General features: G+C 42.2%; 8 protein-coding genes. All 8 read left to right on the forward strand.

Features of this window, described 5'->3' with window-relative positions; all coding sequences use genetic code 11:
* Positions 1-2 precede the first annotated feature (2 nt).
* The 8 genes from D0C36_RS01205 to D0C36_RS01240 all read left to right on the forward strand — a co-directional run bounded on the left by D0C36_RS01205 (position 3) and on the right by D0C36_RS01240 (position 14418).
* Positions 3-626: a phosphoribosylanthranilate isomerase gene (locus tag D0C36_RS01205; protein ID WP_117389769.1), complete on the forward strand. Its 624-nt coding sequence runs from the start codon at positions 3-5 to the stop codon at positions 624-626.
* A gap of 32 nt (positions 627-658) precedes the next feature.
* Positions 659-1840 (forward strand): tryptophan synthase subunit beta, encoded by a 1182-nt coding sequence (trpB, locus tag D0C36_RS01210; RefSeq protein WP_117389770.1) that lies wholly within the window; start codon positions 659-661, stop codon positions 1838-1840.
* Between the two features lie 256 nt (positions 1841-2096).
* The gene (locus tag D0C36_RS01215; RefSeq protein WP_117389771.1) at positions 2097-4523 is read left to right on the forward strand and encodes an ABC transporter permease; all 2427 of its coding nucleotides are present in this window, start codon (positions 2097-2099) and stop codon (positions 4521-4523) included.
* An 81-nt stretch (positions 4524-4604) separates the two neighbouring features.
* Entirely contained in the window at positions 4605-7022 is a 2418-nt protein-coding gene (locus tag D0C36_RS01220; protein WP_117389772.1) for an ABC transporter permease, read from the forward strand.
* Between the two features lie 86 nt (positions 7023-7108).
* Entirely contained in the window at positions 7109-9505 is a 2397-nt protein-coding gene (locus D0C36_RS01225; protein ID WP_117389773.1) for an ABC transporter permease, read from the forward strand.
* Positions 9506-9603: 98 nt separating this feature from the next.
* A complete protein-coding gene (locus D0C36_RS01230) occupies positions 9604-11988 on the forward strand; it encodes an ABC transporter permease (protein WP_117389774.1) in 2385 nt (794 codons plus the stop codon).
* A 305-nt stretch (positions 11989-12293) separates the two neighbouring features.
* Positions 12294-12971: an ABC transporter ATP-binding protein gene (locus tag D0C36_RS01235; RefSeq protein ID WP_117389775.1), complete on the forward strand. Its 678-nt coding sequence runs from the start codon at positions 12294-12296 to the stop codon at positions 12969-12971.
* A 13-nt stretch (positions 12972-12984) separates the two neighbouring features.
* Positions 12985-14418: a TolC family protein gene (locus D0C36_RS01240; RefSeq protein WP_117389776.1), complete on the forward strand. Its 1434-nt coding sequence runs from the start codon at positions 12985-12987 to the stop codon at positions 14416-14418.
* The last annotated feature ends 83 nt before the right edge of the window (positions 14419-14501 follow it).

Consider the following 14501-nt stretch of genomic DNA (forward strand, 5'->3'; position numbering starts at 1 on the left):
CCATGCGCATAAAGGTTTGCGGATTAAAATATAAGGATAACATTGAAGCAGTAGCCGGTTTGAAGCCCGATTATATGGGCTTTATCTGCTACGAAAAATCGCCACGTTTTATTGAGGGTTTAGATCCTGAAGCTTTATTTCAGCAACCCGAAGATATTGTAAAAACAGGGGTATTTGTGAATGAGGATGCCGATGTGATAAGCAAACTGATCTACAAATACAAGTTTGATGCCATACAGCTGCACGGTGACGAATCGCCTGAGTTTTGTGCGTTGTTTAAGCATGAGGTAGAAGTAATAAAAGCTTTCGGTGTTGATGAGAGCTTTGATTTTGAGCAATTGGAAGCATACAAAAACAGCGTAGATTATTTCCTGTTTGATACCAAAACACCTTCACACGGTGGTTCGGGCATTGCATTTGACTGGACTATACTGAACAAATACAAACTGGATGTGCCGTTCTTTTTATCAGGCGGTTTAAGCACTGAGAATATCGGAGAAGTGACGGATATTAAACACCCGGCATTTTATGGCGTTGACCTGAACAGCAAGTTTGAGCTATCGCCGGGATTAAAAGACATTGATAAATTAAAAAAAACTTTTTTTAATGTGAGGGGTGAAAGATAATATTCATTCAATCACTAATTCAACAATTAAACATGAAATACGGAGTAAACGAACAAGGCTATTACGGAGATTTTGGTGGGGCATACATCCCGGAGATGCTTTACCCTAATGTAGAAGAGCTACGCCGCGAGTACATCAAAATACTGGATGAGCCTGAATTTAAAGCTGAGTTTGAAGGATTGCTGAAAGATTACGTAGGCCGCCCTTCGCCGTTATACCATGCTAAACGTTACTCTGAAAAATACGGTGCCAATATTTTCTTTAAGCGCGAAGACCTGAACCATACAGGCTCGCATAAAATAAACAATGCCATAGGGCAGATACTATTGGCAAAACGATTGGGCAAGAAACGTATTATTGCCGAGACCGGTGCCGGTCAGCATGGTGTAGCTACGGCTACAGTTTGTGCGCTGATGGGTATTGAATGTATTGTGTACATGGGCGAGATTGATATGGAGCGCCAGGCTCCAAACGTGGCCCGTATGAAAATGTTAGGTGCAAAGGTAGTTCCGGCTACATCAGGCAGTAAAACGCTTAAGGATGCCACCAATGAGGCCCTGCGCGATTGGATAGCCAACCCGGTTGATACGCACTACATCATCGGTTCGGTAGTAGGCCCATTCCCTTACCCTGAGATGGTAGCAAAATTCCAGTCCATCATATCTGCCGAAACCAAAGTTCAGCTAAAAGAACATACCGGCAGCGAGTTACCAAACTATGTATTGGCCTGCGTTGGTGGTGGCAGCAACGCCATGGGGATGTTCTATAATTTTCTTGATGATGAAGAAGTGAAACTGGTAGCTGTTGAAGCCGCGGGAAAAGGCGTAGAGAGCGGCCATTCTGCAGCCACCACAGCATTGGGCAAAGAAGGTGTACTGCATGGTAGCCGCACCATCCTGATGCAAAGTGAAGATGGGCAGGTGGTTGAGCCATATTCTATCTCTGCCGGATTAGACTACCCCGGCATTGGCCCGCAGCACGCGCACCTGTACAAGGTAAAACGTGCCCAATACGCCAACATTACCGATGATGAATCATTAAATGCCGGCCTGCTTTGCTGCCAGTTAGAGGGTATTATCCCGGCAATTGAAACAGCACACGCCCTCGCTTACCTCGAGAAAATGACTTTCCAAAAAGATGATACGGTTGTGGTCTGTATCTCAGGCCGCGGCGATAAGGACTTGAATACTTACATCAAACATTTCGGATTTTGAGTTAGAGATTGGAGATTAGTTAATTAGAGATTAGGGCTATTTCTTTTTTTGAATTTGAAAGTAGCGTTCAGCATTTCTTTCCTCAACTAATCTTTAATCTCCAACCTCTAATCTCTTCAAATACTGTATCATAACCGTACACCTGCTGTTACACTTACGGACAACGGACACTTTTCCTTACATTGACAAATATCTAATAATCAACAAGTTATTGTTTTGGTATAGCTTTTAACTTTATAAAGCAAATACCATCACAATGCTGAAAAATTATTTCAAGATTGCCTGGAGAAACATACTTCGCCACAAGGCATATTCCATTATCAATATCTCCGGTTTAACGGTGGGCATTGCAGCCTGCTTGTTGATATTTGTTATCCTGCAGTTTGAGACCAGCTATAACAAGTTCAACGCTAACTATAAAAACATCTACCATATTATTACCGAGCAAAAGCAGGAAGGTAATATGTCTTTCAATCCTGGCGTATCAGTACCGGGTTTAGAAGGTTTTCGCCTGGATATGCCGCAGGTAAAGTTTGCCGGTTTAAATTCAAGCTACGGCAGCCAATTAACTGTTTTAAGTAATGGCGATGGCGTATCAGCAAGTGATAAGAAATTCATTGAACCGCTTGGCGTAATGTTTATGGAACCGCAGTTCTTTGACATTTTTACGGCGAAATGGTTAAGCGGCAACAAAGATGTATTAGCCCAGCCTAATATGGTTGTGCTTTCAAAAAACACTGCCAACAAATACTTTGGCGACTGGCAAAATGCAAACGGCAAAAACATCAAAATAGATAACTCTTTAACCTTACGCGTTGCGGGTATTATTGAAGATATGCCTGAGAACAGCGACATCCCGTTAAAGGTACTGGTATCATACATCACCTGGAAAAACGCAGGCGATCTTTACGGTTACACAAACGAATGGGGTTCGTTAAGCAGTAACCACCAGATATTTGCTTTACTGCCTGAAGGTATGTCTAAACAAGCTTTCCAGAATCAAATAGATAGCTACACAAAAAAAGCCACCGATAATAAAACCAACAGCACACGCCTGCACCTTGTACAGCCGCTTAGCGAGTTGCACTTTGATACCAAAGTAGGTAACACTCTTGGCGATCATTTAACCAGCAGGGCAACGTTAAAAACGCTTGGTTTCATCGCTATATTGATCATCCTGATGGCTTCTATCAACTTCATCAACTTATCTACAGCGCAATCTGTAGGCAGGTCAAAAGAAGTAGGCATCCGCAAGGTGTTGGGCAGCACGCGCAAGCAATTGATAGCACAAGTATTGGGCGAAACCATGTTGGTTATCTTGTTCTCAATATTGTTAGCAGTGGCATTGGCTAAAATAGCTTTGCCTCAACTTAAAAATATTGCCAGCGTGCCTGATGATATTGCATTGCTCAACTTAGGCACGGTGTTATTCCTGGTAGCAACGTTTATTGCGGTGGTACTGTTATCTGGTATTTACCCGGCATTGGTGGTATCGGGCTTTAAGCCGGTGCTGGCGCTTAAAAATAAGATCACAGCAGCCTCTATAGGTGGTATCCCATTACGCAGAGCGTTGGTGGTGGCACAGTTTGCCATTGCACAATTGCTTATCATTGGTACCATTGTGGCCGTTAACCAGATGAACTTTGTGAACGAAGCTGACCTCGGCTTCAATAAAAATGCGGTAATGATGCTGCCCGGTTATACCGATAGCATCAGCCTTAGCAAAATGGAATCATTTAAGGCAAGGCTGTTACAAAACCCTAACGTAAAATCGGTTAGCTTTACCTCTGATGCGCCTTCGTCAGAAAATAATTGGGGGGCAAACTTCTACTTTAATAATTCCATGAAAGATCCTGATTTCAGTACTTTTCTGAAGTATGGTGATTCGGATTATTTCAAAACATTCGGCTTTACATTTGTGGCCGGTAAAGGATACGATAAGAGCGATACCATTAACCAGTTTGTTGTTAACGAGACCTTTATCCATAAACTAGGCATCAAAAGAGCAGAGGACGCTATCGGCAAAAACATGAAGCTGGGCAGCGCCAAAACATGGTCGCCGATTGTGGGCGTGGTTAAAGATTTTAAAACCAACTCGCTGCGCGATGAAGTAAAGCCTATCGTGATGTCGTCTAAAAAAGCTGTGCTATCACAAACAGCAGTTAAAATAGATACCCGTAACCTTACCCGCACTGCAAAAGATGTACAAAAACTTTGGGAAAGCACTTATCCGGAGTATGCCTACAACGGTTATTTCCTGGATGAGAACATTGCCCAGTTTTACAAGCAGGAAAACCAGTTGGCTTTGGTTTACAAGCTATTTGCCTTTATTGCCATATTCATATCATGTTTGGGCTTATATGGCCTGGTATCGTACATGGCGGTACAGCGTACAAAAGAAGTTGGCGTACGCAAAGTATTGGGTGCATCCGTATTCAATATAGTACTGCTGTTCTCTAAAGAGTTTATGATACTTATAGGTATCTCGTTTGTATTGGCTATGCCAACGGCCTGGTACATGATGAGCGAGTGGCTGCAGAACTTTGCATACCGTGTGCCGCTTACAGCTGGTGTGTTTATACTGGCAATGGCAACATCAATAGCTATAGCTTGGCTTACGGTTGGCTACAAAGCAACAAAAGCCGCTTTGGTTAACCCGGTAAAAAGCTTACGTTCTGAATAAAAATCGTCATCAAGTCATTCGTTGCACTGTCATTGGGTCATTGTTTTTAAAAATGATCCAATGACATAATGATACATAAATATGCTAAAGAACTACTTTAAGATAGCCTGGCGTAGCTTGTTAAGGCACAAGGCCTATTCGCTCATTAACATTATCGGTTTGAGCGTAGGCCTTATTGCCTGTTTAATAGTATCTACAGTTGTAACCGATGAGTTATCGTACGACAGGCAATGGTCAAAAACTGATCGTATCTATCGTGTACTATCTGTAAGTAATACCGTTAAGGGTGAGGCACCAATGCCGGTTACTTTCTCAGGCTTAGGCCCATCCATGAAAAGGGATCTGCCTGAAACGGAAGATTACTGTCGCATATCTGTTATCAAGAACAGGTTGAAACTTACTTCAAATGAAGAGGGCATAAGCTTTAATGTTTTAGAAGCAGAGCCTACGCTTTGGAATATGTTTAACGTTAAAGTTTTAGAGGGCGATCCTAAGAAATTTGTTAAGGGTTACACTAACCTTATCATCAACAAAACAGTACGCGATCAATATTTTAAAAATCAGAATCCGCTTGGTAAGGTTATAATGACCGTGCCTGAATTTGGTGAGCCCCAAAAATATCTCATTACCGGCGTTGTTGACAATATACCGCAAAACACTCATTTGCGGGCAGATGTTATTACGCTGAAAGAATATCGCACTGGTGATAATGCCATGCCCACCGGTAACAGCTTTTATACCTTTCAGCCGCAATATGTTCTCTTAAAAAAAGGAACGGATATACCCGCTTTTACCAAAAAGGTTAATAACTGGTATGCAGCAAATTTTAAAGGCAAAGTACTTGACTACAAATTTAACTTTCAACCGCTTAAGGATATTTATTTAAAGTCTGATTTCCCTGCGGTACAAGAAGTGCATGGCAGCATACGCAACGTTTACATATTTGCGATAATTGCCGCTTTGCTTTTGCTTATTGCCTGTATAAATTTTGTAAACCTTACCATATCGAGAGTGTTCACCCGTGCCCGCGAAACCGGGGTTAGGAAAGTATTAGGTGCCGGCAAAGGGCAATTGATAAGCCGTTTTATGGCCGAGTCGCTTTTATTCTTCGTGATATCATTTGCTATTGCGATAGTGCTTTACCCTGTTCTGATAAAGTTTGTTGAAACTTACCTGGGGCACAGTTTGGTTATAAACCTGTTTAACGGTGCATTTTTGTTAAGTGCTGTATTGGCAATAACGGGAGTAAGCTTGCTTACGGGCCTATATCCGGCGTGGTATCTATCAAAACCAAAGCCTTCAATAATTTTAAGGGATAAGATACCGGCTGGCGTAGGTTTAAACCTACTCAAACGCTCATTAATTATTGGGCAATTTACCATATCGGCTATCATCATTATCGCTACTCTTGTAGTTAGGTACCAGGTAAATTTCATGAGCCACCAAGATCCTGGGTTTGATAAGAATAATCTCGTTAATATTGATTTTACCGACTGGGGCAAAAGCGGCGAAAGCTTTAAAAATGCAGTTAAGCAAATTTCAGGTGTCGAGGGAGTCAGCATTACCAACTGGTATCCGTCGGCTGGCTCGGGCTCTATGTCGCGCGATGTAAACCTCGGCGATAAGCGTGTGGTACTTTATTTTATCCAGGGCGATGCCGACTTGCCATATATTATGGGTTTCAGATTGAAGAAAGGGCGTTTGTTCAACAGAGAATCAAACGCAGATGCGCTCAGTCAAGATTCATTAATGGGTGGTGCATCAACTGCTAAAACAAAACAGCAGATACAAAACCAACCCATAATAGCTACCGAATATACCGCCAAATTGATGGGGCTTAAGCTAAACACCCCGGCGGGTAAGTTTGAAGGTATGCCGGTAGGTGTGGTGTCTGATTTCTATAGCGAATCTTTACATAACAAAATAAAGGCAACAGTTATACAGGCCATAACCAACCAACGTTATGGCGCTATGCTTATAAAAACTACGCCGGGAAGTGGCAAAAATGTACTTACAGCAGTAAATAAACTTTACAAGAGTTATTATCCTGCTAAACCCTTCAACTACAGCTGGGTAAGTGACCTGATAGATCAGCAATACCGCACCGAGTTTAAATTGCAGCAATTGTTTACCTGCTTCAGTCTGCTTATTATTTTCCTGGCGTGCATGGGCTTGTTTGGTTTGGTGGCATTTGCCGTAGAGCAAAGAGTAAAGGAGATAGGTATAAGGAAAGTGCTGGGTGCCAGCGTGCAGGACATTATTGCGCTTGTATCCGGCGATTTTCTGAAGCTCGTGTTCGTCGCATTTATTATAGCATCGCCAATCGCTTGGTACGCCATGAATATGTGGTTGCAAAATTATGCTTACAGGGTTAACATACCTGCATGGGCGTTTGCAGTTGCAGGCTGTGGGATATTATTTATTGCTTTTATCACCATAAGTTTCCGGTCGATAACTGCGGCATTAACAAACCCGGCTAAGAGTTTACGTTCGGAGTAAATAATCGTCATTGGGTCATCGAGTCATTAGGCTATTAAAACAACCAGCCGATGACTTAATTACTCAATGACCCAATTAAATAAGGCATGATAAAAAACTACTTTAAGATCGCGTGGCGAAACCTTTGGAAAAACAAGGTATCGTCGGTAATAAACATCGTGGGGCTTGCCGTTGGTATGGCGGCCTGCATTGTTATATTATTGTTTGTGGCCTATGAGAAAAGCTTTGATAATTTCCATGGCGACAATGTGGTTCGGATAAGCGAAGTGCAAAAATTCCCGGGGATGGCTGCCTCACAAAAGGTTGGTTTATCTATGTTCCCGATGGGGCCTTCGTTGAAAGCGGAGTTCCCTGAGGTGGAGAAATTTACCCGCGTAAAGTGGGATAAAAAATACCAGATGACCTTTGGCGAGAAGCGCGTTTTCTTACCACAGGTATTCGCGGTTGACTCAGCATTTCTAAAGATCTTCAATTTCAAAGTACTGAAAGGCAATGCACAGAATGCCATTGAGAAACCCAACAGCATTGCCATTACACAAGAAACTGCCGAAAAGTTATTTGGTAACGAAGACCCTATAGGCAAAACCATCAATCACTTTGGTGGCGATACCGTAAGGTTTATGGTTACTGCAGTAATGGCAAATTGCCCTAAAAACTCGCAACTACAGTTTGATGCCATCTACTCACTACCCGGCATTCACCAAAAATGGATGGATAACTGGGGGGGCAACTGGCTGAATACTTATTTAAAACTTGCGCCTGGAACCAACTTAAAAGGTTTTGAAGCAAAAATGCCGGGTTTCCTCAAAAAACATTTAAACGGCGATGGCTGGAAATACTACGAGCTATTCTATTTGTCGTTGAAAGACATTCACGCTAACTCTGCCGATATCGGTTTGGATTATCTGAATTATCAGAAGTTCGATAAAAAATCTACTAACCTGTTCGCCATTATAGCTTTTATAGTGCTTTTAATCGCTTGTGTTAACTTCATGAACTTGTCTACCGCACGCTCTGCCGATAGGGCTAAAGAAGTGGGTATCCGTAAATCAATAGGAGCAAACAGGCCTCAGCTGGCCATCCAGTTTTTGGCCGAGACAATTTTGCTCTCGTTGCTGGCCTTAGTACTTGCTATCGTGTTAGTAGAAATTGCTTTGCCTTATGTGAATAGCTTAAGTCAGCGCGATATCAGCTTAAACATTATCGGCAACCCGGGTTTCATGCTCATATTGGTAGCTGGTGCTTTATTGGTAGGTGGTATATCTGGCATATACCCGGCATTATTTCTTTCGTCGTTCCAACCGGTAAAAGTGCTGAAAGGATCTGTTGAAACAGGTAAAAATAAAGGTACCATGCGCAATGTGTTGGTAGTTGCCCAGTTTACAAGCGCTGTGTTCCTAATGATAGCCACCGTATTTGTAGTAAAACAGCTACGGTTTATGCAAGATAAAGACCCTGGCTTTACCCGCGACCAAATAGTAAACATCCCTCTCGACAGGATCTCGGGCCGTAACTATGAGTTGTTTAAACAAGCTTTATTGGGCAATACATTAGTTGCTGATGTTACTGCATCTCAGGATCAGTTAGGTAGTCACTTAGACCAAAACGGTGTATCATTCAAATACAACAACGACGCCCTGCGCGAATTAGCCGCTACCCAGCTTATTGTGGACGATAACTATCTGCGTACTTACAACATTAAAATGGTAGAGGGCAAGAATTTCTCGTCAGAAAAATCAGCCAACGGCCGCGAGTATATCGTTAACGAATCGATGGCTAAAGAGTTATTGAAAGATCATCCCAAGGCGGCTTTATCGTCATTGATCGGTCAACGTTTTGGTTATGATTCGTTGGGTGTCATTACAGGCATCGCTAAAGATTTCAACTTTAACTCACTGCATTATAAAGTAGAGAACTTATATATAGTAAACCAGGATCAGTGGGGTTTCAGCACGGTATCGGTAAAAATAAAAGCCGGTAAATCAAAAGAAGCGCTGGAATACATTAAAGCTACCTGGAAAAAGATCAACCCCGATTACCCTTTCGAATACCAGTTTCTTGATGACCATTTTGCCGAAGTTTATCAGGCAGATACACAAATAAGCAAAATAGTGGGCATACTGGCCGTGTTGGCTATTATGATATCCTGTCTGGGTCTGTTCGGCCTCGCGTCATTCTCTGCTGAGAAACGTATCAAAGAGATAGGAGTGCGTAAAGTATTAGGCGCATCAGTACAAAATATTGTAATGCTGCTTACCGGGCATTTTATAAAACTGGTGCTGATGGCCAACCTTATTGCATGGCCGCTTGCCTGGTACACCATTAATCACTGGTTGCAAGGCTTTGCTTTCCGTATTAATGTAACCTGGGGCTCGTTTGTATTTGTGGCCCTTGCATCGGTTTTTATAGCCGTTGCAACCATCAGCTTCCAATCCATAAAAGCAGCAATATCAAATCCTGTAAAAAGCCTTAGAAATGAATAAATAATTAAATCATTGAGTCATTTGCTTCGCTGTCATTGGGTCATTAACTGACCTAAAAGACAATGAACAAATGACTTGATGACCTAATGACCTAAATTATGTTAAAAAATCACTTTAAAATAGCTTTGAGAAACCTGTGGAAACATAAGGTATTCTCTTTTATAAATGTAACGGGCCTATCCGTAGGTATTACCGCCTGTTTTTTCATTTACATGTATGTAGCCTTTGAGTTAAGCTACGATAAATTCCATAGCAAGGTAGATAACATTTACCGCTTGGTTACGGACATCAAAACCCCGTCAGAAACCATTAATACTGATGTAACTTCCTGGGCATTTGGGCCGCATATAAAGCCAGAGTTTCCGGAGATAGAGGCCTTTGTGCGTGTAAGCGGCGAGAGCTTCCTGGTAAGAAAAGATAATATCAAATTCCAGGAAGATAAGGCCCTGTATGCCGACTCAAACTTTTTTAAAGTGTTTGATTTTAAGTTGCTAAAAGGTGACGCCAAAACTGCGTTAACTGCACCTGCCAGCATCATTTTCAGCGAGACTTCAGTTAAAAAATATTTTGGCGATGCTGATCCAATCGGTAAAACAGTATTGATAACTGGTAATGCTGTACCTGCTATTGTAACCGGCGTTATGAAAGATATGCCGGCCAACTCACAGATAAAAGCGGATCTGCTGATATCTATGACCACCCTTACCCAAAAATTCCGAACGGATATTGACGACCAATGGGGTAACTACGGTGCAAGCACATATCTTTTATTAAAACCCGGCACCAACCCTAAAGCTTTAGAGGCCAAATTTGTGCCGGTGATTGAAAAGCTCAATGGCCGCGAACAGCGCGAACGCAAAATGGCGGCAACGCTTTTATTGGAGCCAATGAAAGATGTGTACCTGCACACCACCCGTGGCGGGCAGGAAGTGGGCAGCATGAGCAATGTTTACATTTTTAGTATTGTAGCCGTATTTATCCTGTTAATAGCCTGTATCAATTTCATTAACCTTACTACGGCACGTTCTGTTGAGCGTGCAAAAGAGGTGGGTATCCGCAAAGTGGTTGGTGCGGCAAAAGGCGAGCTGGCCGCTCAATTTATAGGCGAGTCTGTAGTACTTTGTATAATTGCCTTTTTCATCACACTGGCGCTTTCATCCTTACTGTTGCCTGTGTTTAATCAGTTGTCCGGTAAAGTGGTTAGCACTGGCATTTTTAGTAATCCGGGCTATGTTGCAGGTTTATTTGGGCTATCTGTATTAATAGGGTTACTGGCAGGTGTTTATCCGGCATTGGTGCTATCGTCGTTCAGGCCGGTAATGGTGCTAAAGGGCAGGTTTTCTACAGGTACCAAGGGCAATATGCTCAGGAAAACACTGGTAGTGGCGCAGTTCAGCATCTCTATAGCTCTCATCATAGGTACCATTGTAGTTTATGACCAGATGAGCTTCATGCGCAATCAGGACCTTGGTTTCTCAAAAGAGCAGATGCTGGTGATGGATACCGATAATGATCCAGGTCAGGAAGCCTTTAAACAGGCCATAAGCACTTTGCCGGGCGTTAAAGCAACAACACTATCGTCGGCTATACCGGGTGGAGGCCACAGCGGTGCATACTCCGAGATTGAGAACAATAAAGGTGACCTGCAGGTGGCCAACCTTGCACTTTACTTTGTTGATTTTGATTACATTAAAGATTACGGCATTAAGATCATCGCCGGCAGGCCGTTCTCCCGCGATTTCCTGAAGACAGATACCGCGCAGGCCATGATCATTAACGAGCAGGCTGTAAAGCTATTTGGTTATACTACACCGGAGCAAGCCATTGGCAAACGCTTTAAACAATGGGGCCGCGAAGGTAAAATAGTAGGGGTAATGAAGGATTTTCACTACCATTCGCTACAGGAAAAGATAGACCCGCTAACCATGCGTGTAGAGATGAAGGCATTTAACAAAGTTTCGGTTAGGCTAAGCACTGCTAATCTGCCGGTAACACTGGCCAAGATCGAGAGCGCGTGGAAACAATACATCCCTAACAAACCATACAGCTATTTCTTTTTAGATGAGTTTTTTGACCGCCAGTACCGCAGCGAGCAACGCTTTGGCAAGCTATTCTTCAACTTTGCCATACTGGCCATTGCCATATCATGCCTTGGCTTGTTAGGCCTGGCATCATACAGCACTTATCAGCGTACCCGAGAAATAGGTATCCGCAAAGTATTAGGCGCATCAACAAGTGGCATTGTTAACATGCTCTCTATCGACTTTATGAGGCTGGTATTGATATCATTTGTTATAGCAACACCGGTAGCCTGGTACTTTATGCACAAGTGGCTGGCGGATTTTGCTTACCGTATTGACATCCAATGGTGGGTGTTTGCATCGGCAGGTATACTGGCGCTGGTAGTAGCATTAACTACCATCAGTTTCCAGGCTATAAGGGCAGCATTAACCAATCCGGTGAAAAGTTTGCGTTCCGAGTAGGGATTGGTTAATCAGTTAATTAGAGATTAGTTAGTTAGAGGTTAGGCTTAAATAGTCTAACCTCTTTATTTTATATGCACCCCAACCTATCTCTAATAATTGTGCGCAAAGCGCACCTACAACTGTATCATAACCGTACGCATGCTGTTACACAAGCGTACAGTTTATGGTTTCAATAATTAATATAATTAATTGACATACAACTATTTATGACTTTGGTATATATTTCACTTATCAATACCAAAACAGTTTAAGAAATTGCGGGACAAATAACCCATTAATTCATCAATCACAATTAATAAAACATGTTATCACTTCAGCACATTTCAAAGTATTATCAGGTAGGCGGAAACAAAAACTACGTTATTAACGACATCAGCATTGATGTTGAGCAGGGCGAGTTTGTTTCAATAATGGGCCCTTCGGGTTCAGGTAAATCAACATTGCTGAACATCATCGGCATGTTAGATGAACCATCAGACGGCTTCCATTACTTTGTAGATCAACCGGTACATCAGCTAAAAGAGAAACAACGCTCGGCTTTATACAAACAATATATCGGCTTCGTTTTCCAGGCTTATCACCTTATTGACGAGCTTACAGTTGCCGAAAACATTGAAACGCCGCTGATATATCAGGATGTAAAAGGAGCAGAGCGTAAAGCCATGGTTGCCGATATGCTGGATAGGTTCCAGATAGTTGGCAAGAAAGATCTTTTCCCTGCGCAATTATCAGGCGGACAGCAGCAACTGGTTGGTATTGCCCGTGCTTTGATAGCAAAACCAAAATTAATTTTGGCTGATGAGCCTACCGGTAACCTTAACTCAAAACAAGGCGAGGAGATAATGGAACTGTTCCGTAAGCTGAATAAAGAAGACGGCGTTACGATCATCCAGGTTACGCACTCTGAGAAAAACGCGGAATACGGTTCGCGCATTATTAACCTGCTGGATGGAAGGGTAGAGTCCATCAAAAACCTCTGAACTATAACACAAAATGCGATACTTTAAAATTTTACTTGGCACTTTAATAGCACTGTCGCCGGCGTTGGCAAAAGCGCAGACTGCAGATAGCGTACTTACTTTACAGCAATGCATTGATATTGCTGTAAAAAACAACCTCGACGTTAAAAAAAGCAGTATCCTGACACAATCAAGCAGGATAGACCGCAACCAGGCCAAAGAATACCTTTTGCCATCAATTAACGGCCAGGTTGACCATGGTATAAACAACGGTCGTAACATTAACCCGTTTACCAATACCTATGTTGACCAGTCTTTGACCTATGGTAACTATAGTTTAAACGGTGATCTTACTTTGTTTAGCGGTTTGCAAAACCTTAATCGCATAAAACAAACATCATTAGCTTACGAGGCCGGTAAAATGGATTTCCAGCAAGCTAAAGACCAGGTAACTATTAATGTGATCACGGCATACCTGCTGGTGTTGGATAATACTGAGTTACTTTCACAAGCTAAAAAACAATTAGCTGTAGCAAAACAACAGGTTGATAGGTTAGAAATATTGGAAAAGAAAGGTGCTAATAAAACACCATCAGACCTGTATGATCTGAAAGGTACTTTCGGCGATAATCAGCTGTCCTTAGTTAATGCGGTTTCAACGCTCGAAACATCAAAATTAAACTTGCTGCAGATATTGAATATCCCGTATCGTAAAGGCTTAACACTGGCTCCAGTTGACGCGCAAAACTTATCTAAGCAAACAGACGCTACGTCAGAGTCTATATATTCAACAGCTTTAGATCAGCTGGCATTGGTGAAAGCATCTACCTTAAGGCGTAAAAGCGCAGAGAAAGCTGTGAGTGTTGCCAAAGGTGCTCTGTATCCAACAGTATCATTATTTGGTGGTATTTATACTAACTACTCAAGCGCAGCACAGCGTTCAGTATTCAGAGATTCAAGCGTGGTTAACACCGGGCAATACATCAACACCCCAACCGGCCAGCAATCTGTACTTGTTAAACAAGCTAATTTTGATAACCGCAATATTGGATACTACGATCAGTTTAAAAATAACTACAGCACACAAGTAGGCGTTAGTATCAGGATCCCGATCCTCAACTATTTCCAAAATCGTAACAAAGTATCCAAGGCGAAATTAGACCTTGAGAACTACAAGGCCATTGAAGAAAACACACGTATTAAATTAAGGCAGGATGTTGAGCAGGCTTACCTAAATATGGAATCGGCATATAATAGATTTGGTGCGCTGCAGGAGCAGGTTAAAGCCTACGCCGAATCGTTCCGTATTGCAGAGATTCGCTTTAATGCGGGTGTGCTTAACTCGGTAGACTACGTGTTGGCCAAAAATTACCTTGATCGTGCTAATCTTAACCTCATCAATGCACGTTACGATTGCTACATTTACAACAAAATATTAGATTATTATCAAGGCCGATTGACACTTTAAGAAGCAAATAACCCTATAACAATACAGTCCGGATGCACTATTTACAGTCGCCCGGACTTTTTTTTTGTGCTTAAAATATATTT

The organism is Mucilaginibacter conchicola (assembly GCF_003432115.1).
Taxonomy (GTDB): Bacteria; Bacteroidota; Bacteroidia; order Sphingobacteriales; family Sphingobacteriaceae; genus Mucilaginibacter; species Mucilaginibacter conchicola.